General features: G+C 69.8%; 15 protein-coding genes. 9 read left to right on the top strand and 6 right to left on the bottom strand.

The window, feature by feature from the left end; genetic code table 11:
• Nucleotides 1–17: 17 nt before the first annotated feature.
• On the bottom strand, nt 18–389 hold the full coding sequence (locus ACFYOH_RS01170; RefSeq protein WP_365580314.1) for a holo-ACP synthase: 372 nt from the start codon (nt 387–389) through the stop codon (nt 18–20).
• Nucleotides 390–481: 92 nt separating this feature from the next.
• On the opposite strand from ACFYOH_RS01170, the gene ACFYOH_RS01165 reads away from it, so the two are divergent.
• Nucleotides 482–1261: an SDR family NAD(P)-dependent oxidoreductase gene (locus ACFYOH_RS01165; RefSeq protein ID WP_388619666.1), complete on the top strand. Its 780-nt coding sequence runs from the start codon at nt 482–484 to the stop codon at nt 1259–1261.
• Nucleotides 1262–1329: 68 nt separating this feature from the next.
• On the opposite strand, the gene glmS is transcribed toward ACFYOH_RS01165, so the two are convergent.
• A complete protein-coding gene (glmS, locus tag ACFYOH_RS01160; protein ID WP_388619665.1) occupies nt 1330–3177 on the bottom strand; it encodes a glutamine--fructose-6-phosphate transaminase (isomerizing) in 1848 nt (615 codons plus the stop codon).
• A gap of 234 nt (nt 3178–3411) precedes the next feature.
• Here glmS and coaA point away from each other — a divergent pair, with 234 nt between their 5' ends.
• Nucleotides 3412–4380, top strand: a complete 969-nt coding sequence (gene coaA, locus ACFYOH_RS01155) for a type I pantothenate kinase (RefSeq protein WP_388621021.1) — start codon at nt 3412–3414, stop codon at nt 4378–4380.
• Between the two features lie 63 nt (nt 4381–4443).
• Here the strand turns inward: coaA and glmM are convergent, their stop codons facing one another.
• The 3 genes from glmM to rplM all read right to left on the bottom strand — a co-directional run bounded on the left by glmM (nt 4444) and on the right by rplM (nt 6947).
• Nucleotides 4444–5802: a phosphoglucosamine mutase gene (gene glmM / locus ACFYOH_RS01150; RefSeq protein WP_388619662.1), complete on the bottom strand. Its 1359-nt coding sequence runs from the start codon at nt 5800–5802 to the stop codon at nt 4444–4446.
• A gap of 146 nt (nt 5803–5948) precedes the next feature.
• Nucleotides 5949–6461, bottom strand: a complete 513-nt coding sequence (rpsI, locus tag ACFYOH_RS01145; RefSeq protein WP_003998795.1) for a 30S ribosomal protein S9 — start codon at nt 6459–6461, stop codon at nt 5949–5951.
• Between the two features lie 42 nt (nt 6462–6503).
• On the bottom strand, nt 6504–6947 hold the full coding sequence (rplM, locus tag ACFYOH_RS01140; RefSeq protein WP_030345455.1) for a 50S ribosomal protein L13: 444 nt from the start codon (nt 6945–6947) through the stop codon (nt 6504–6506).
• Nucleotides 6948–7204: 257 nt separating this feature from the next.
• Between rplM and ACFYOH_RS01135 the strand changes: the two genes are divergently transcribed.
• From ACFYOH_RS01135 to ACFYOH_RS01105, 7 genes are all read left to right on the top strand, one after another.
• The gene (locus ACFYOH_RS01135) at nt 7205–8080 is read left to right on the top strand and encodes a hypothetical protein (RefSeq protein WP_388619659.1); all 876 of its coding nucleotides are present in this window, start codon (nt 7205–7207) and stop codon (nt 8078–8080) included.
• A gap of 79 nt (nt 8081–8159) precedes the next feature.
• Entirely contained in the window at nt 8160–8726 is a 567-nt protein-coding gene (locus ACFYOH_RS01130) for a hypothetical protein (RefSeq protein WP_388619657.1), read from the top strand.
• 10 nt (nt 8727–8736) lie between these two features.
• On the top strand, nt 8737–10110 hold the full coding sequence (locus ACFYOH_RS01125; protein WP_388619654.1) for a glycoside hydrolase family 26 protein: 1374 nt from the start codon (nt 8737–8739) through the stop codon (nt 10108–10110).
• A gap of 242 nt (nt 10111–10352) precedes the next feature.
• A complete protein-coding gene (locus tag ACFYOH_RS01120) occupies nt 10353–11804 on the top strand; it encodes a glycosyltransferase family 2 protein (RefSeq protein ID WP_388619652.1) in 1452 nt (483 codons plus the stop codon).
• Nucleotides 11805–11825: 21 nt separating this feature from the next.
• Nucleotides 11826–13046 (top strand): glycoside hydrolase family 113, encoded by a 1221-nt coding sequence (locus tag ACFYOH_RS01115; RefSeq protein WP_388619649.1) that lies wholly within the window; start codon nt 11826–11828, stop codon nt 13044–13046.
• 16 nt (nt 13047–13062) lie between these two features.
• Nucleotides 13063–14163 (top strand): sugar phosphate nucleotidyltransferase, encoded by a 1101-nt coding sequence (locus ACFYOH_RS01110; protein WP_388619647.1) that lies wholly within the window; start codon nt 13063–13065, stop codon nt 14161–14163.
• Nucleotides 14164–14198: 35 nt separating this feature from the next.
• Entirely contained in the window at nt 14199–16226 is a 2028-nt protein-coding gene (locus ACFYOH_RS01105) for an acyltransferase family protein (protein WP_388619645.1), read from the top strand.
• A 4-nt stretch (nt 16227–16230) separates the two neighbouring features.
• On the opposite strand, the gene truA is transcribed toward ACFYOH_RS01105, so the two are convergent.
• Nucleotides 16231–17070, bottom strand: coding sequence for a tRNA pseudouridine(38-40) synthase TruA (gene truA / locus ACFYOH_RS01100; RefSeq protein WP_388619642.1), 840 nt, complete (start codon nt 17068–17070; stop codon nt 16231–16233).
• Nucleotides 17071–17107 lie beyond the last annotated feature (37 nt).

Genomic DNA, 17107 nt, shown 5'->3' with positions numbered 1-17107 from the left:
CGCCCACACCCGGCCGTTCAGCCCTCGGCGACCACCACGGCCGAGGCGACGCCCGCGTCATGGCTGAGCGACACATGCCAGGACCGCACGCCCAGCTCCGCGGCCCGCGCGGCCACGCTGCCCGTCACCCGCAGCCGGGGCTGTCCGCTGTCCTCGACGTACACCTCGGCATCGGTCCAGTGCAGCCCGGGCGGCGCCCCCAGCGCCTTCGCCAGGGCCTCCTTGGCGGCGAACCGGACCGCGAGCGAGGCGATCCCGCGCCGCTCCCCGCTGGGCAGCAGCAGCTCCCGCTCCACGAACAGCCGATCGGCCAGCCCGGGCGTCCGCTCCAACGACGCGCGAAACCGGTCGATCTCGGCGACGTCGATCCCCACTCCGATGATGCTCATGCCGGGCAGCCTACGATCGCGGACCCGGCGGCACCCGCCCACCTGGCGAAATCCAACTGCCGCGCCGGGCGCGTGCCGTCTACGCTCCGTCCATGACGACCCAGGCCCATCTCTCCCGACTCTTCTCGCTGGACGGCCGTGTCGCCGTGGTGACCGGAGGCAGTTCAGGCATCGGCCGGGCCATCGCCGGGGCGCTGGCGCGGGCCGGCGCGAGCGTGGTGGTCGTGGCCCGCACCAAGGAGCAACTGGAGGAAACCGTCGCGGAGTTGACGGCCGACGGCTGCCGGGCCGCCTGGGTCTCGGCGGACCTGGGCACCCGTGACGGTGTGCGTGCGGCGGCCGAGGAGGCGGCCGGTGTCTTCGGTGAGCCGGACATCCTCGTCAACTCCGCCGGGATCAACCTGCGGCCGCCGATGGGTGAGCTGGGCGAGGACGTGTGGGACACCACCATGGCCGTGAACCTGGAGGCGCCCTTCCTGCTGGGGCAGCGGTTCGGGCCCGGCATGGCGGAGCGCGGCTTCGGCCGGATCATCCACATCACCTCGCAGCAGGCCCACCGCGCCTTCGTGCAGAGCGGGGCGTACGGCGTCTCCAAGGGGGCGCTGGAGTCGCTGGCCCGCTCGCAGGCCGAGGCCTGGTCGCCGTACGGCGTCACCGTCAACACCCTGGTGCCGGGGTTCGTGATGACCGCCCTCAACCGGCGGCTGTCGTCCGACCCGGGGCAGGTGGCCGCCCTGGCCGCCCGCACGATGACCGGCCGCAACGGCCTCGCCGAGGACTTCGAGGGCGCGGCCGTCTTCCTCGCAAGCCAGGCCTCCGCCTACGTCACAGGCCAGTCGATCTTCATCGACGGCGGCCTGTCGGTCCATTGAGCAACGCCCCGAAGCCGACAGCCCCGCACCCCCTGGGGGGCGCGGGGAACTGCGCGAGCAACGAGTAGCTACTCCACCGTGACCGACTTCGCCAGATTCCGCGGCTGATCCACCTCGTTCCCCCTGGCGGTGGCCAACTCGCACGCGAAGACCTGCAGCGGCACCGTCGCCACCAGCGGCTGGAGCAGGGTCGGGGTGGCCGGGATGCGGATCAGGTGGTCGGCGTACGGGACCACCGCCTCGTCGCCCTCCTCGGCGATGACGATCGTGCGCGCCCCCCGCGCCCGGATCTCCTGGATGTTGGAGACGATCTTGTCGTGCAGGACCGAGCGGCCGCGCGGGGAGGGGACGACGACCACGACCGGCACGTCCTCCTCGATCAGCGCGATCGGACCGTGCTTCAGCTCGCCCGCCGCGAAGCCCTCGGCGTGCATGTAGGCGAGTTCCTTGAGCTTCAGGGCGCCTTCGAGGGCGACCGGGTAGCCCACGTGCCGGCCCAGGAACAGCACCGTGTTCTTCGACGCCAGGCTCCGGGCCAGCTCGCGCACCGGCTGCATCGTCTCCAGGACCCGCTCGACCTCCACCGAGATCCGGGACAGGTCCTTGATCACGGCCTGGATCTCGTCGCCCCACTTGGTGCCGCGCACCTGGCCCAGATACAGCGCCACCAGGTAGCAGGCCACCAGCTGGGTCAGGAACGCCTTCGTGGAGGCGACGGCGACCTCCGGCCCGGCGTGCGTGTACAGCACCGCGTCCGACTCGCGCGGGATCGTCGAGCCGTTGGTGTTGCAGATCGCCAGCACCTTGGAGCCCTGCTCGCGGGCGTGCCGCAGCGCCATCAGGGTGTCCATGGTCTCGCCGGACTGGGAGATGGCGATGACCAGGGAGCGGCCGTCCAGGATCGGGTCCCGGTACCGGAACTCGCTGGCCAGCTCCACCTCGCAGGGGATGCGCGTCCAGTGCTCGATGGCGTACTTGGCGATCAGGCCGGCGTGAAAGGCCGTACCGCACGCGACGATGACGACCTTGTCGATCTCGCGCAGCTCTGAGGGCGAGATACGGACCTCGTCCAGCGTCAGCGAACCCGACGGGTCGATACGGCCCAGCAGCGTGTCGGCGACCGCCTTGGGCTGCTCGGCGATCTCCTTGAGCATGAAGTAGTCATACCCCCCCTTTTCCGCGGCGGAGGCGTCCCAGTCCACGTGGTAGCTGCGGACCTCGGCCGGGCGGCCGTCGAAGCCCGTCACCGTCACGCCGTCGCGGCGCAGCTCCACCACCTGGTCCTGGCCCAGCTCGATCGCGGAGCGCGTGTGGGCGATGAACGCGGCGACGTCCGAGGCCAGGAACGCCTCACCCTCTCCAACGCCCACCACCAGCGGCGAGTTCCGGCGCGCGCCGACGACCACGTCCGGCTCGTCGGCGTGCACCGCGACCAGGGTGAACGCGCCCTCCAGCCGCCGGCACACCAGCCGCATGGCCTCCGCGAGGTTCGCGCAGGCGGAGAACTCCTCGGCTAGCAGGTGGGCGACGACCTCGGTGTCCGTCTCGGACGTCAGTTCGTGGCCGCGCTCGGCGAGTTCGGCCCGCAGCACCGCGAAGTTCTCGATGATGCCGTTGTGGACGACGGCGACACGCCCCGCGTTGTCGAGATGCGGGTGGGCATTGGCGTCCGTCGGACCGCCGTGCGTGGCCCAGCGGGTGTGGCCGATGCCCGTCACGCCCGTCGGCAGCGGCCGTTCGACCAGTTCCTTCTCCAGATTGACCAGCTTCCCGGCCTTCTTCGCCGCGGCCAGCCCACCGTCGGCCAGCACGGCGACACCCGCCGAGTCGTAACCCCGGTACTCCAGCCGCTTCAGCCCGGCCATCACGACATCGAGCGCCGACTGTGACCCTACGTATCCAACGATTCCGCACATGGGCCGCAGCCTACGACCCGGGAACGGCCCGAACTGGCCTCCGCCTGCCCGAAATCGGAAATTCCCACCGCCGTACGAAGGCCGTTTCCGACCCGCCGGTCCGCGCGGACGCCGGAAGCGGAGGTCAGCACCGACTACACCCCGACCCGGTCGGTCGCGCGGGCGTGACACACCCCACCCGCCGCCTCGTTCAAACTCCGTTAACAATGGACTGTGATCTCACCGGTCTCCTCGATGCCCCGGAGCGCCCACCGGCACAGGCCGGAGGCGACTCCCTACGTCGACCTCACCCGCGCCGAGTGGAGCGCGCTGCGCGACAAGACGCCGCTGCCGCTCACCGCCGAGGAGGTGGAGAAGCTGCGCGGTCTGGGCGATGTGATCGACCTGGACGAGGTGCGGGACATCTACCTCCCGCTCTCCCGGCTGCTCAACCTCTACGTCGGCGCCACGGACGGACTCAGAGGGGCGCTGAACACCTTCCTCGGCGAGCAGGGCTCCCAGTCCGGCACCCCGTTCGTCATAGGCGTCGCCGGCTCGGTGGCCTGCGGCAAGTCCACCGTCTCCCGCCTTCTGCAGGCCCTGCTCTCCCGCTGGCCCGAGCACCCGCGCGTAGAGCTGGTCACCACGGACGGCTTCCTGCTGCCCACCCGGGAGCTGGAGGCGCGCGGCCTGATGTCGCGGAAAGGATTCCCCGAGTCGTACGACCGCCGCGCCCTGACCCGTTTCGTCGCCGACATCAAGGCGGGCAAGGACGAGGTCACCGCCCCCGTCTACTCCCACCTCATCTACGACATCGTCCCGGACCAGAGACTCACGGTCCGCCGCCCCGACATCCTGATCGTCGAGGGCCTGAACGTCCTGCAGCCCGCCCTGCCCGGCAAGGACGGCCGTACCCGGGTCGGCCTCGCCGACTACTTCGACTTCAGCGTGTACGTCGACGCGAGCGCCGAGGACATCGAGCGCTGGTACCTCAACCGCTTCAAGAAGCTGCGCCAGACGGCCTTCCAGGACCCCGACTCGTACTTCCGCAAGTACACCCAGGTCTCCGAGGAGGAGGCCCTCGACTACGCCCGCACCCTGTGGCGGACGATCAACAAGCCCAACCTGGTGGAGAACATCGCCCCCACCCGCGGCCGGGCCACCCTTGTGGTCCGCAAGGGCCCGGACCACAAGGTGCAGCGGCTGAGGCTGCGCAAGCTGTAGGCGCGGGCCGCCCTGCAATCAGTGACCAGGTATGCACCCTTTGTCACTCCGGGCGGCCCCGGGTCAGCCCAGCGCCGACTTCACGGCGTCGGCCAACCGCCCGGCGACGGACCGGGCCTGGTCGATGTCCGCGGCCTCGACCATCACCCGCACCAGCGGCTCGGTTCCGGAAGGCCGCAGCAACACCCGTCCCGTCTCACCGAGTTCGCGCTCGGCCTCGGTCACCGCGGCAGCGAGCTCCGCCGACGTCCGCACCCGCGACTTGTCCACGTCCGGCACATTGATCAGCACCTGCGGCAGCCGCTCCATCACGGACGCCAGCTCCCGCAGCGAGCGGCCGGTCTCGGCGACCCGCGCCGCCAGCAGCAGCCCGGTCAGCGTGCCGTCGCCGGTGGTCGAGTGGTCGAGGATGATGACGTGCCCGGACTGCTCGCCGCCGAGCGCGTACCCGTGCTCCTTCATCTCCTCCAGGACATACCGGTCGCCGACGGCGGTCTGCACCAGGTTTATCCCGGCCTTCTCCATCGCCAGCTTGAAGCCCAGGTTGGACATCACGGTGGCGACGACCGTGCCGGCCCGCAGCGCGGAGCGCTCCCGCATGGCCAGCGCCAGCACGGCGAGGATCTGGTCGCCGTCGACCTCCTCGCCGGTGTGGTCCACGGCCAGACACCGGTCGGCGTCGCCGTCGTGCGCGATGCCGAAGTCGGCGCCGTGCTCGACCACCGCGGCCTTGAGGTGGTCCAAGTGGGTCGAGCCGCAGCCGTCGTTGATGTTCAGACCGTCCGGCTCGGCGCCGATCGTGACGACCTCGGCGCCCGCCCGGGAGAACGCCTCCGGCGAGACCCCCGAGGCCGCGCCGTGCGCTTCGTCCAGGACGATCTTCAGTCCGTCGAGCCGGTTCGGGAGGACGGACAGCAGATGGCCGACGTACTGCTCGAAGCCCTCGTCGTAGAACCGCACCCGGCCCACGCCCGCGCCCGTCGGCCGCTCCCACGGCTCGCCGTGCCGGTGGGAGTCGTACACCGCCTCGATCCGGTCCTCCAGCTCGTCGGCGAGTTTGTGGCCGCCGCGGGCGAAGAACTTGATGCCGTTGTCCGGCATCGCGTTGTGGCTGGCGGAGAGCATCACGCCGAGGTCGGCGCCGAGGGCGCCGGTCAGATGCGCCACCGCGGGCGTCGGCAGCACGCCGACGCGCAGCACGTCCACGCCGGCGCTGGCCAGGCCCGCGACCACGGCCGCCTCCAGGAACTCCCCGGACGCCCGCGGGTCCCGACCGACCACCGCCGTCGGCTTGTGGCCCTCGAAGGTGCCCGCCTCGGCCAGCACGTGGGCCGCCGCAACGGACAGGCCGAGCGCCATCTCGGCCGTCAGGTCCGCGTTGGCAACACCGCGCACGCCGTCCGTGCCGAAGAGTCGTCCCACTTGTCCTCCTGAGGAAACTGCGATCACACGAGCCGTTGAGCGGCTGAGCGTCCCGTGTCGTTATACGCCCTTGCCTGGGATAAACGAACGCCCCGACGGCACAAGTGGCGTGCCGCCGGGGCGTTCGGAGTACGAGCAGGCGACGCTTAGCGCTTGCTGTACTGCGGAGCCTTGCGGGCCTTCTTCAGACCGGCCTTCTTCCGCTCGACCGCGCGGTCGTCGCGGCGCAGGAAGCCGGCCTTCTTCAGCGGGCCGCGGTTGTTGTCGACGTCGGCCTCGTTCAGGGCGCGGGCGACACCGAGGCGCAGGGCACCGGCCTGACCGGAGACACCGCCACCCGCGATGCGGGCGATGACGTCGTAACGGCCTTCCAGCTCGAGCACCTTGAAGGGCTCGTTGACTTCCTGCTGGTGCACCTTGTTCGGGAAGTAGTCCTCGAGGGTGCGACCGTTGATCTTCCACTTGCCGGTGCCCGGGACGATCCGGACGCGGGCGATGGCGTTCTTGCGGCGGCCCAGGCCGGCGGCCGGCTGGGGCTCGCCGAAGCGGGAGGCCAGGGACTCCGAGGTGTACTCGCCCTCGACGGGGACCTCGGACTCGGTGGTGTAGCTGTCGATGTCAAGCTCTTCGAGCGGCTGCTCGGCAGTGGTCTCGGCCACGATTCTCCTCAGATTCTGTTCAGTCTTAGGGGGTGGCCGGACTTACTGCGCGACCTGGGTGATCTCGAACGGCACCGGCTGCTGGGCAGCGTGCGGGTGCTGGTCACCCTTGTAGACCTTCAGCTTCGACAGCATCTGACGGCCGAGGGTGTTCTTCGGGAGCATGCCCTTGACGGCCTTCTCGATGGCCTTCTCAGGGTTCTTGTCGAGCAGCTCGTCGTAACGGACGGAGCGCAGACCACCCGGGTAGCCGGAGTGGCGGTACGCCATCTTCTGGGTCCGCTTGTTACCGGACAGGTGCACCTTGTCGGCGTTGATGATGATGACGAAGTCACCAGCGTCGACGTGCGGCGCGTAGATCGGCTTGTGCTTGCCCCGGAGAAGGGTCGCTGCAGTGGTGGCGAGACGGCCCAGGACAACGTCCTGAGCGTCGATGACGTGCCACTGGCGCGTCACATCGCCGGGCTTGGGGCTGTACGTACGCACGGTTCGTAGCCTTCGCTTCGAGTGAATGGTCCTGAACAGGTCACCGAAACGATCACGACAGCCTTGACCGCACGGCGGCGACGCAAACCGCGTACATGGGGTCGCTGGTCATCGGCCCGGTGGACCGGTGTAAGGGCCCGTCCCGTGAGAATGAGCAAGCCAATACACAACGAACAAGCAGAATACCGGGGTCGTCGGCGAGGGTCAAAACGGCCGATCGGCGTGCTCACCCGCGCCCCCCGTCTAAGATGCGCCCCATGAGTTACGGGCAGGGGGGACCCCAGTCTCAATGGGATCCCTGGAAACCGCATTCGCAGCAGTCCTGGAACAGCGGCGGTGACGACGGGACCCCGGACTGGGCGGCGCTCGCCGAGGCCTCGGAGACCCGCAACAAGCGCCGCAGACTGTTGTTCATCGGCGCCGGCGCCGTCGCCACGGTAGCCGTCGGCACCGCCGTGGCCATGGCCGTCGTCTCCGCGAACAGCGGCACCGACGCCTCCGGCGGTCCCACCGGCCTGCCCGCCAGCGCCTCCGTGCCCAGCGGCTCCCCCACGCCATCCTTCGCGTCCACCAGCGCCCCGCCGCCGCTGGACCCGAGGGACTTCATAGCCAGCGCCAAGAAGGACACCGCCCCGCTCAGCGCCGACACCCTCTTCCCCGGCACCCAGCTGACCATGGGCGAGACCGTGTACAAGAAGGGCGCGACGGCCGACACCACGAACTGCGCCTCCGCCGCCAGCGGCAACCTGCCGAAGATCCTCACCGCGGGCGGCTGCACCCGCCTGATCCGCGCGACCTACACCAACGGCGGCGTCGCGATCACCGTCGGCGTCGCCGTCTTCGACGAGCAGGCGCAGGCCACGCAGGTCAGGAAGCAGGCCGCCAAGAAGGCCGTGGTGCGCTCCCTGCCCGGCAAGGGCGTCAAGAACTTCTGCGACTCCGCGATCTGCCTGACGACCACGAACGCCGTCGGCCGCTACGCCTACTTCACCACCGGCGGCTTCCTCAACGGCAAGAACGTCACCAACAAGGACACGGCGGTCTTCCGGGCCGGCACCGACCTGCAGCAGTTCGTCTTCAACCAGATCTACCGCCGCGGCCAGGCCCAGGCGTCGGCAGCCGCCAACGGCTGACCCGGGCGGGTCAGCCTCTCCCCCGCACACCGGCCGCCCCACATCGGCCACCACCACGAACGCCCGGGGGAACCGGCCCATGCCCATGCACCACACCTTGAGCCTCCACCCACGGACGACCGCGCCGACCACCGACGAGAGCGGGCGCACGGGCGCCGGCGCGGACGGCGGCACCGCCACCGGTCCGCACACCGCCCGGGGCGCCGGCGCGGTCCGCCCCGACACCCTGCCCCCTCCCCCCGCCGCCCGCGCCACCCTCCGCGACGACCAGGCCGACGCCACCCCCGGCGTCACCGACGGCGCTGTGTCCGTCTCCCCGGCGCGCCACGACGACGGCATCGTGGCCAACCGCCCCCTCCCCCGGTCCACCACCGCTCCACCCGCAGTCGCCGACGCAGGCCTGATCGAAGGCGTCACCAGCGGCGCCGCGGCCGTCTCCCCCGCACGCCACGGCGACGACGGCACCGCGGCCAACCGCCCCCTCCCCCGGTCCGCCACCGCTCCACCCGCGGTCGCCGACGCAGGCCTGAACCCCGGCGCCACCCTCCGCGACGACCGAGCCGGCGGTCGCCGCAGTATCGGTCTCGAACGCGTCGCCCGAGGCAATCCGGCCGTCGCTGCTCCGCTCCTGCTGAAAGTCGCGTGACCCTGTGCGCATGCGAGGGCGGGTCGGGCTGTTGGGGGCCGCGGCGGGAGTCGCGTTGGGTGGGCCGGCGGCGGTGTGGGCCTGGTCCGAGTGGGCCGCCGGGGGCGACGGACGGGCGCCGGTGCTCGTGCCCGGTGATCTGCGGCATCGCGATCCGCATGCCACCCCCGCCGCGCGCCGGGTGTACGCGCTGCTGGCCGGGCTGGAGAACGACGCGCGCCGGGGTCGCCCCAGCCGGACGGTGATCGGGCAGCACGTGGAGCTGCACAACGAGCGGTACAACGTGGACTACGGCGACTACCGGGGGACGAAGCAGCCGGGCTACTACTACCGCAAGGTCCGGGACATCACCGGCCGGCTGCCCGGCTTCGTGGAGCTCGACCTGGGGCCGGGGTACGGGCAGCCGGGCTGGGCGGTGGGTGAGGCACGGTCCTACTCGCGGGCCTGGCCGAGCTGCCGCCGTATGTGGGGCTACGCGGAGGACGCCGTCGACCTCGCCGTGGGCGTGTGGGCAGGGCTGCCCCGCCCGGCGGACGGCTCGTACCGCCCCTCCGGCACGCACACGGAATGCGCCTCCGGCACGGAGGTCGCCCTGCCCCACAACGGCGGAGCCCCGGCGGGCATCGTCGGCTTCTCCTTCCACCAGCCCTATCCCGGCAGTCCCATCAAGGGCTTCCCGCAGACCCTGCACCGCAACTCGCCCGCCGTGGATGATCCCGGCTGGTTCGGCCGGGTGATCACCGAGGGCACCGCCGAGCACGGGGCCCTGCTGCACGACCTGGACTATCTCGCGAACCACCTGGGCTACCTGGGCGCCCGGGGCGTACCGGTGCTGCTGCGGCCGTACCACGAGATGAACACGAAGCCCGGCCACGGCTTCTGGTGGGCGGGGCAGGACCCGGCCGGGTACCGGAGGCTGTGGCGGCTGACGCACGACTACCTGGTGCACCACCGGGGCCTGCACAACCTGATCTTCGTCTGGGCCCCGAACTCCTGGGACGGCTCCTACGGCACTCCGCCCCGGCCGTACTACCCGGGCGGCGCGTACGTGGACGTCGTGGGCGTCGACGACTACAGCGGGAGCCCCGCCCGGCCGTACGGGCGCGGCGCCTGGACCGAGGTCTGGTACCGAAGCCTGGAGGAGTACGCCAGGCCCCGGATCGTCGCCGAGTCCTTCTCCGTGCCCCTCAACGCGCACCAGCCCCGGCCCCTGTCCCGCACACCGTGGGTGCTGTGGACGGTGTGGGGGCAGGCGCTGACGTACGAGAACGTGTCCGAGCCGCGGCACAAGAACACCGCGGCCGACGTGAAACGGACGTACGCCTCGCCCCGAGTGATCACCGCCGAAGAGTGGAGGTCACTCCGCAAGGCATCATTTGATTAAATTTTGAACACATACGCTTCACACGTGTTCCTTACCGCGCACATACATGCAAGGATCATGTATCTGTTCGGCCAGTGGTTTGGGCGCCTGGGGGGGCATCTGAGCGGCGAGTGGCCGAGACGCCGAAGAAGGCGTCGGGGGGCAGTGAACCCTGAGTAGACGTGCCGTGGTGCGCCTCGCACCACGGCCGAGATCTGCTGCCTCGACGCGCCGACCGATCTCAGGGGAGTTCCGCAGTCGTCATGGCATCGACAATGGTCGACGGGGGGATGTCGCATTCGCGGCACAGCACCAAGCTGGCGAAACGTACCGCCGCATGGAAGCCGGGCATCCTGCCGTTCCTGATCCCGCTGGTCCTGCTGACCGTCTTCAGCCTGTGGTCGTACACACCCAGTCACTCGCCGCTGGCCTGGTTGATCACCATCTGCTGGGCCCTTCCGGTGCCCGGGGTGCTCGTCTCCATCCAGGGCTTCGTGCTCATCCGCCGCCGGCTCCGCAAGGCCCACCTGATGACCCCGCCCGCCCTGGTCGAGCAGGACTTCCTGATCGTCCTCGTGCCCACCATCGGGCGCCACGACACCTACCCGGCCCTGGAGCGCTCGGTCCTCTCCTACGTGGAACACCTGCCGGAATGGTTCCCGTACATGCGCGTGGACGTCCTCACCGAGGAGGGCTGCGAGGCCGCCGAGCGGATCGACGAGCTGGCCGCGAGCAGCCACCTGATCCGCGTGGTCACGGTCCCGAAGGCCTACCAGACCAAGAACGGCACCCGGTTCAAGGCCCGCGCGAACAACTACGCCCACGAGCTGCGCATCGAGGAGGGCGAGGCCCTCGACAACGTGTGGGTCCTGCACATGGACGACGACACCGGTGTCGGCCCCGACACCTCGGCGTCCCTCGCTCAGTTCATCAACCGCCAGCGCCGCGCGACCCCCGAAGAGGTCAAGCACATGGCGCAGGGCATCCTCACCTACCCGCGCGAGAACGCGGTGAGCCTGCTCACCTGGTTCGCCGACGCCATCCGCCCCGCCGACGACATCGCACGGTTCCGCGCCTTCACCGGCCTCGGCACCCCGGCCGCCGGTGTGCACGGCGAGCTCCTCGTCATCCGCGCCTCCATCGAGGCCGAGATCGGCTGGGACTTCGGCCCCAAGGAGATCGTCGAGGACGCCCGGCTGGCCCTGACCTTCTGCCGCGTCTACCCGGGCCGCAGCGACTGGTTCAACGGCCGCTGCTACGGCGCTTCGCCGGCCAACACCAAGGATTTCGTCAAGCAGCGCGAGCGTTGGGCCTGGGGCCTGGTCGCCCTCTGTTTCAACCGCAAGGTCCCGCTGCGTTACCGCTGGTTCCTGACCATCTGCGTGACCAGCTGGATCCTCGGCCCGCTGCAGCACGTCGGCACGATCCTGTTCGTGGCGTGGTTCATCGGCGACATGAACACCTCGCCCGTGACCCAGTCGGTCGTCCTGTTGTGGTCGGTCAGCTTCGCCTACGTGATCTGGGCGTACTGGGAAGGCCTGCGCCTCAACGCGATCGCCTCGGTGAACGGCAGGCGCAAGTGGTGGGAGCCCATGGCCGTCCTGCTCCTGCTGCCCTACTTCTCCCTCATCGAAGGGCTCGGCGGCATCAAGGGCCTGTGGAAGTTCGTCCGCCGCGAGGAGAACAAGTTCGTCGTCATCGCCAAGCCCGCCTGACCCGGAAGAGATCACACACCCATGAAGCGCGCACGCCTGCCCATGCTCGCCGTGCTCCCCGTCGCCGTCATCTCCTTCGTGATCGCGGCCCCCTTCGTGATCGGCGACCACCCGCTGCAGTGGTCGTCGGGCTCGCTCGTGCCGCACCTGGTGCTCGACGGCAAGGAACCCACCGGGCCGGCCAAGGGCGGTGACGGCCAGACCTCCGCGGCCACCTCACCGACCACCGAGGTCGCCAAGGTGGACAAGGAGTGGAAGAAGGGCATGCCGCAGTGGGGCGCCCAGCTCTACTGGGAGGACAACCCCAGGCACTCCCTCACCTATGTCGAGAAGCAGGCCCGGCTGCACGCGAACTACCTGGTCGGACTGCACGCCAACTCCGTCAGCGTGTCCTTCCCGTTCTTCACCGGGAACCGCTCGTCGACGAAGATCAGCGCCGGTGACAAGACACCGACGCCCGAGCATCTTGCCCGCGTGCTGCGGATCTTCCATGAGGCCGGCCTGCGCACGACCGTCCGGCCCCTCATGGACGAGCACTCCCTGACCGCGGAGAACGGCTGGCGCGGCAACATCAAGCCCGCCGATCGCGATGCCTGGTTCACGTCCTACGAGAGATGCCTGACCCCCTATCTGAAGGCCGCCGACAGCGAGAAGGCGACCACCTTCGTCATCGGCACCGAACTGAACTCCCTGCAGGGCGATCCGCACTGGGACGGTGTCGTGAACGACGCCGAGAAGCTGTTCGGCGGCGAGGTCGCCTACGACGCCAACTGGGACGCATACGTCACCGGCCCCGTGACCATGCCGGTCACCCATCTCGGCATCGACGCCTACTTCCCGGTCAAGGTCGGCGACAACGCCTCGGTGTCCACCTTGGTCGCCGGCTGGAACAAGTGGCTGGACAGGAAGGCAACCGGCCCCCTGCCCAAGATCACCATCGCCGAGGCGGGCATCGGCGCGATGCACGGCGCCTACCACGCCCCCGGCGACTTCTACACCAAGCGCGCGGTCGACCCCCAGGTGCAGGCCAACTGGTACACCGCCGTCTGCCAGGTCGTCCAGGAACGGCATATGAGCGGCGTCTACTGGTGGTCGGTCTACTTCGACGACGACCCGAACACCAAGCCCGACGACAAGGTCGCCTCCCGGCTGGACTTCGCCGGACGCCCCCTCACCGAGAAGGCCATCAGGTCCTGCTTCAGCTCCGGCTACGCAGGACCCGGCAACGAGACCGCAAGCTGACCCGAGGGACGCAATCATGCAAGAAGCCATCATCCTGGTGGGCGGCAAGGGAACCCGACTGCGCCCCCTGACGAACCACACTCCGAAACCGCTGCTCAACGTCGCGGGCTCCTCCTTCATCCGGCACCAGATCGCCAAGCTGATGGACGCCGGCGTCGAGCACGTCGTGTTCGCCACCTCCTACCTCGCCGACCTGTTCGAGCAGGAGTTCAAGGACTTCTCCCAGGACCTGGAGATCTCCTACGCCGTCGAGGAGATCCCGCTCGGCACCGGAGGAGCCATCCGCAACGCCGCACGGCTGTTGCGCGGCCCCTCGGCCGACGCGCCGGTGCTGACCCTCAACGGCGACATCCTGTCCGGCGTGGACCTGCGCGCCGTCATCGAGCAGCACCAGGCCCGCGACGCCGACGTGACCCTGCACCTCACCAGGGTCCCCGACCCGCGCGCCTTCGGTCTCGTCCCCACCGACGAGACCGGCCGGGTGCTGTCCTTCCTGGAGAAGCCCAAGACGACCGAGGAATGCGTCACCGACCAGATCAACGCCGGTTGCTACGTCTTCCGCCGCTCCGTCCTGGACGCCATCCCGGCCGACCGCGAGGTCTCCGTCGAGCAGGAGACCTTCCCGCAGCTGGTCGCCGGGGGCGGGCGTGTCTTCGGCCATGTCACCGACGACTACTGGCGTGACCTCGGCACCCCGCTCGCCTTCGTGCACGGGTCCGCCGACCTGGTCACCGGCAGGGCGACCTCGCCGCTGGTGGGGCCGTCGGCCGAGGCCCTGATCCATCCCACGGCCACGGTCGACGCGACCGCCCGCGTCACGGGCGGCTCGACGATCGGCCCGCACGCCGTCATCGGCCCGCGCGTGGTCGTCGACCGGTCCATCGTCGGCGCGAACGTCAGCGTGGCCGAGGGCGCGCAGATCCACGAGTCGGTGGTCGACCACGACTCGTCGATCGGCAGCGAATCGTTCCTCCGCGAGGTGGTGGTGGGCTGCCACTCGCACGTCGGCGCGCAGAACGAACTGCCCGCCCAGCTGCGGCTCGCGTGCGGCATCCGCATTCCCGCCCAAGGGGTGCGCGTCAGCGGTACGGCTGTCGCCTGCCCGACGGTCCACTGAAGTCGCCGGCCAGCCCGGACAGTTACTGGAGAACCGTGACCCGCCATCGCTCAACGGCCGCACAGACCGAGCGTCTTCGCAAGTACCGGCCGGACATTCAGGGCCTGCGTGCCGTCGCCATCATGATGGTCGTCACCATGCACTGCGGCATCATCGACATCCACGGCGGCGTGGACGTCAGCTTCGTGCTGAGCGGCTTCCTCATCGGCAGCCAGCTCCTGGCCGAGATCGACAAGACCGGCAAGGTGTCCCTGAGCAAGTTCTGGGCCCGCCGGATGCGGCGGCTCGCCCCGGGCATGGCCGTGGTCGTCATCACCACGGCGATCGTGGCCTGGCTCTACGCCAGCCCGCTCAGGTTCCGTGACACCATGCGGGACGGCCTCAGCGCGGCGCTCAGCTTCATGAACTGGCGCCTCGTCGAGACCGGCACCGACTACTTCGCCAATAACGGTACGCAGTCCCCGTACCAGCACTTCTGGTCGCTGGGCATCGAGGAGCAGTTCTACGTCGCCGCCCCGATCGTCCTCGTCGTCACGGTCTGGCTCTCCCGCAGGCTCTTCCGCAACCGCGCCCTGGTGGCGCTGTTCCTGACCGCCGTGATCGCCGGGTCGCTGTACCTGTCGGTCAAGCAGACCGCCGAGAACCAGCCCCTCGCCTACTTCGGCACCCAGACCCGTATCTGGGAACTCGCCTCGGGCATCCTGCTCGCCCTCGGCGCACCGCTGCTGTCCCGCATGAACCAGGGGCTGGCCGCCGTCATCTCCTGGCTGGGACTGGCCACCACGATCGGCACCGCCCTCCTCATCACCAAGGAGACACCCCTTCCGGGGTACGCGGTGGCCGGACCTGTGCTGGGCGCCTGCATGATCATCGCCGGCGGCTGCGCCAATCCCCGCCTCGGCGTGGAGACGATCCTGCACAACCCGGTGACCGACTACGTCGGAAACGTCAGCTACGGCTGGTACCTCTGGCACTGGCCGATCCTGATCCTCTGGCCGTTCGTGGTGGGCCGGGACATCACCTACTCGGACCGCTTCCGGGTGCTGTCCCTGTCGTTCATCCTTGCCGTCCTCATGTACTACGTCGTGGAGTTGCGCTTCAGGAACAACGCGCAGTTGGTGACGACCCCCTGGAAGGGCATCTTCGCCGGCGGCACGGCCACCGCGGGGGCGGCCGCGGCCACGGCCTGCGCCATGTTCATCCCGCTCAACCTGGTCACCTCGGCCTCCGCCGCCAACGGGGACGCGGGTGGGTACGCCGGCGAGGCCTCGGTGCGGAGGGCCGTGCTCCAGAAGGAGCTCTCCGCGACCGCGCAGAGCGCTCTGCCGGGCTCCCCCAAGGACATGACCCACTACGGCTGCATAGACAACACCGACGTCAAGAAGTTCGTCATGCGCGACAACTGCGTCATCGGCGACAAGCAGGGCAAGAACTCGATCGTGGTCATCGGGGACTCCCACGCCTGGCAGTGGGGCGACGCCTTCGACGCCCTCGGGAAGTCGCTGCACGTGAAGGTGGTGACCATGGCGAAGGGCGGCTGCTCCCCCGAGGTCTACGCCATCAAGAACCCCGAGCTGAACCGCGAGTACTCCGAGTGCGACAGCTGGCGGACCTCGGCGTTCAAGAGCATCGGGGATCTCAAGCCCGACGTCATCGTCGTCACCAGCCGCATCCGGCGCGAGGTGACCGAGGCCGGTGCCGAGCAGGCCTTCAAGGTCTTCGAGGCCTCCGGCGCCCAGCTCGTCTACATCACGGACACCCCGCAGCCCGGCAGGAACGTACCGGACTGCCTCGCCACCCACATCCACGACGTCTCCGCCTGCAATCCCACCGAGGACAAGGCCGTCGAATACCGTGACCTCCGCGCCGTGGAGCAGAAGGTCGCCGAACGCCATGGCGCCCGGGTCCTCGACTCTCTGCCGGCGTTCTGCGCGGACAGCGTCTGCCCTACGGTGATCGCCGACCGGATCGTCTACTTCGACGCCAGCCACATGACGGCGGGCTACGCCAAGTCGCTGGTGCCCTTCATCAAGCCGACCCTGAAGAAGGCCCTGGCCGGCTGATCCGTCAGTCGGCCCGGACCCTCAGCCGGCGCGCCTGCCGCTGTCTCTCCAGAAGCCGGTCGTCCGCCGGATAGGCGACCTCTTCCAGCGTCAGCCCGTGCGGGCGAACGACGTGCACGGCGCTGTCCCTGACGCCCGCGTCGAGGACCCGCCGCGGCCACTCCACGTCGCGGTGGCCGTCGCCCACGAACAGCAGCGCGCCGACCATGGAACGCACCTGGTTGTGGCAGAAGGCGTCGGCGCGGACCTCGATCTCCACGATGCCGTCCGCGCACCGGCGCACCCCGAAGTCGAGGATCTCGCGGATCGTCGTCGCCCCCTCGCGCTTCTTCGCGTACGCCGCGAAGTCGTGCTCCCCCACGAGGGACTTGGCGGCGGCGTCCATGACGGCGACGTCCAGGGGCCAGTCGTGCCAGAGGACGTGGCCCCGCAGCAGGGGGTCCACTCCGCCGGGGTTGTCGGTGACGCGATACACGTAGCGCCGCCAGATCGCGGCGAAGCGGGCGTCGAAGCCGCTCGGCGCATCCCTGAGCGCCCAGACCCGCACGTCCTTCGGCAACCGTCCGGCGAGTCGCTTGAGCAGCTTCTCGTGGTGCTCCCGCCAGACCCCCTCGGGCAGATCGACATGCGCGACCTGTCCCCGCGCGTGCACCCCGGCGTCGGTGCGTCCGGCGACGGTCAGCTCGTAGGTCTCCCGGGACCGGGTGACGGTCCGCAGCGCGTCCTCGATCTCCCCCTGCACGGTCCGCCTGCCGCCGGCCTGCTTGGCCCAGCCGTGGAAGTCGGTGCCGTCGTAGGAGACGTCGAGGCGGACGCGGACATGACCGGGCTGTACTTCACTCACCCTTGGATCCTCTCAGGTACGCGAAAGCGGGCCCGCC

Source organism: Streptomyces sp. NPDC007856 (assembly GCF_042868225.1).
Taxonomy (GTDB): Bacteria; Actinomycetota; Actinomycetes; order Streptomycetales; family Streptomycetaceae; genus Streptomyces.
This window is presented reverse-complemented; position numbering and strand designations above follow the sequence as displayed.

Bases quoted from the DNA above. Each gene is read 5' to 3' on its own strand.
- ACFYOH_RS01170 (WP_365580314.1), bottom strand. From the start codon at position 389: ATGAGCATCATCGGAGTGGGGATCGACGTCGCCGAGATCGACCGGTTT.
- ACFYOH_RS01165 (WP_388619666.1), top strand. From the start codon at position 482: ATGACGACCCAGGCCCATCTCTCCCGACTCTTCTCGCTGGACGGCCGT.
- glmS (WP_388619665.1), bottom strand. From the start codon at position 3,177: ATGTGCGGAATCGTTGGATACGTAGGGTCACAGTCGGCGCTCGATGTC.
- coaA (WP_388621021.1), top strand. From the start codon at position 3,412: ATGCCCCGGAGCGCCCACCGGCACAGGCCGGAGGCGACTCCCTACGTC.
- ACFYOH_RS01135 (WP_388619659.1), top strand. From the start codon at position 7,205: ATGAGTTACGGGCAGGGGGGACCCCAGTCTCAATGGGATCCCTGGAAA.
- ACFYOH_RS01130 (WP_388619657.1), top strand. From the start codon at position 8,160: ATGCCCATGCACCACACCTTGAGCCTCCACCCACGGACGACCGCGCCG.
- ACFYOH_RS01125 (WP_388619654.1), top strand. From the start codon at position 8,737: ATGCGAGGGCGGGTCGGGCTGTTGGGGGCCGCGGCGGGAGTCGCGTTG.
- ACFYOH_RS01120 (WP_388619652.1), top strand. From the start codon at position 10,353: ATGGCATCGACAATGGTCGACGGGGGGATGTCGCATTCGCGGCACAGC.
- ACFYOH_RS01115 (WP_388619649.1), top strand. From the start codon at position 11,826: ATGAAGCGCGCACGCCTGCCCATGCTCGCCGTGCTCCCCGTCGCCGTC.
- ACFYOH_RS01110 (WP_388619647.1), top strand. From the start codon at position 13,063: ATGCAAGAAGCCATCATCCTGGTGGGCGGCAAGGGAACCCGACTGCGC.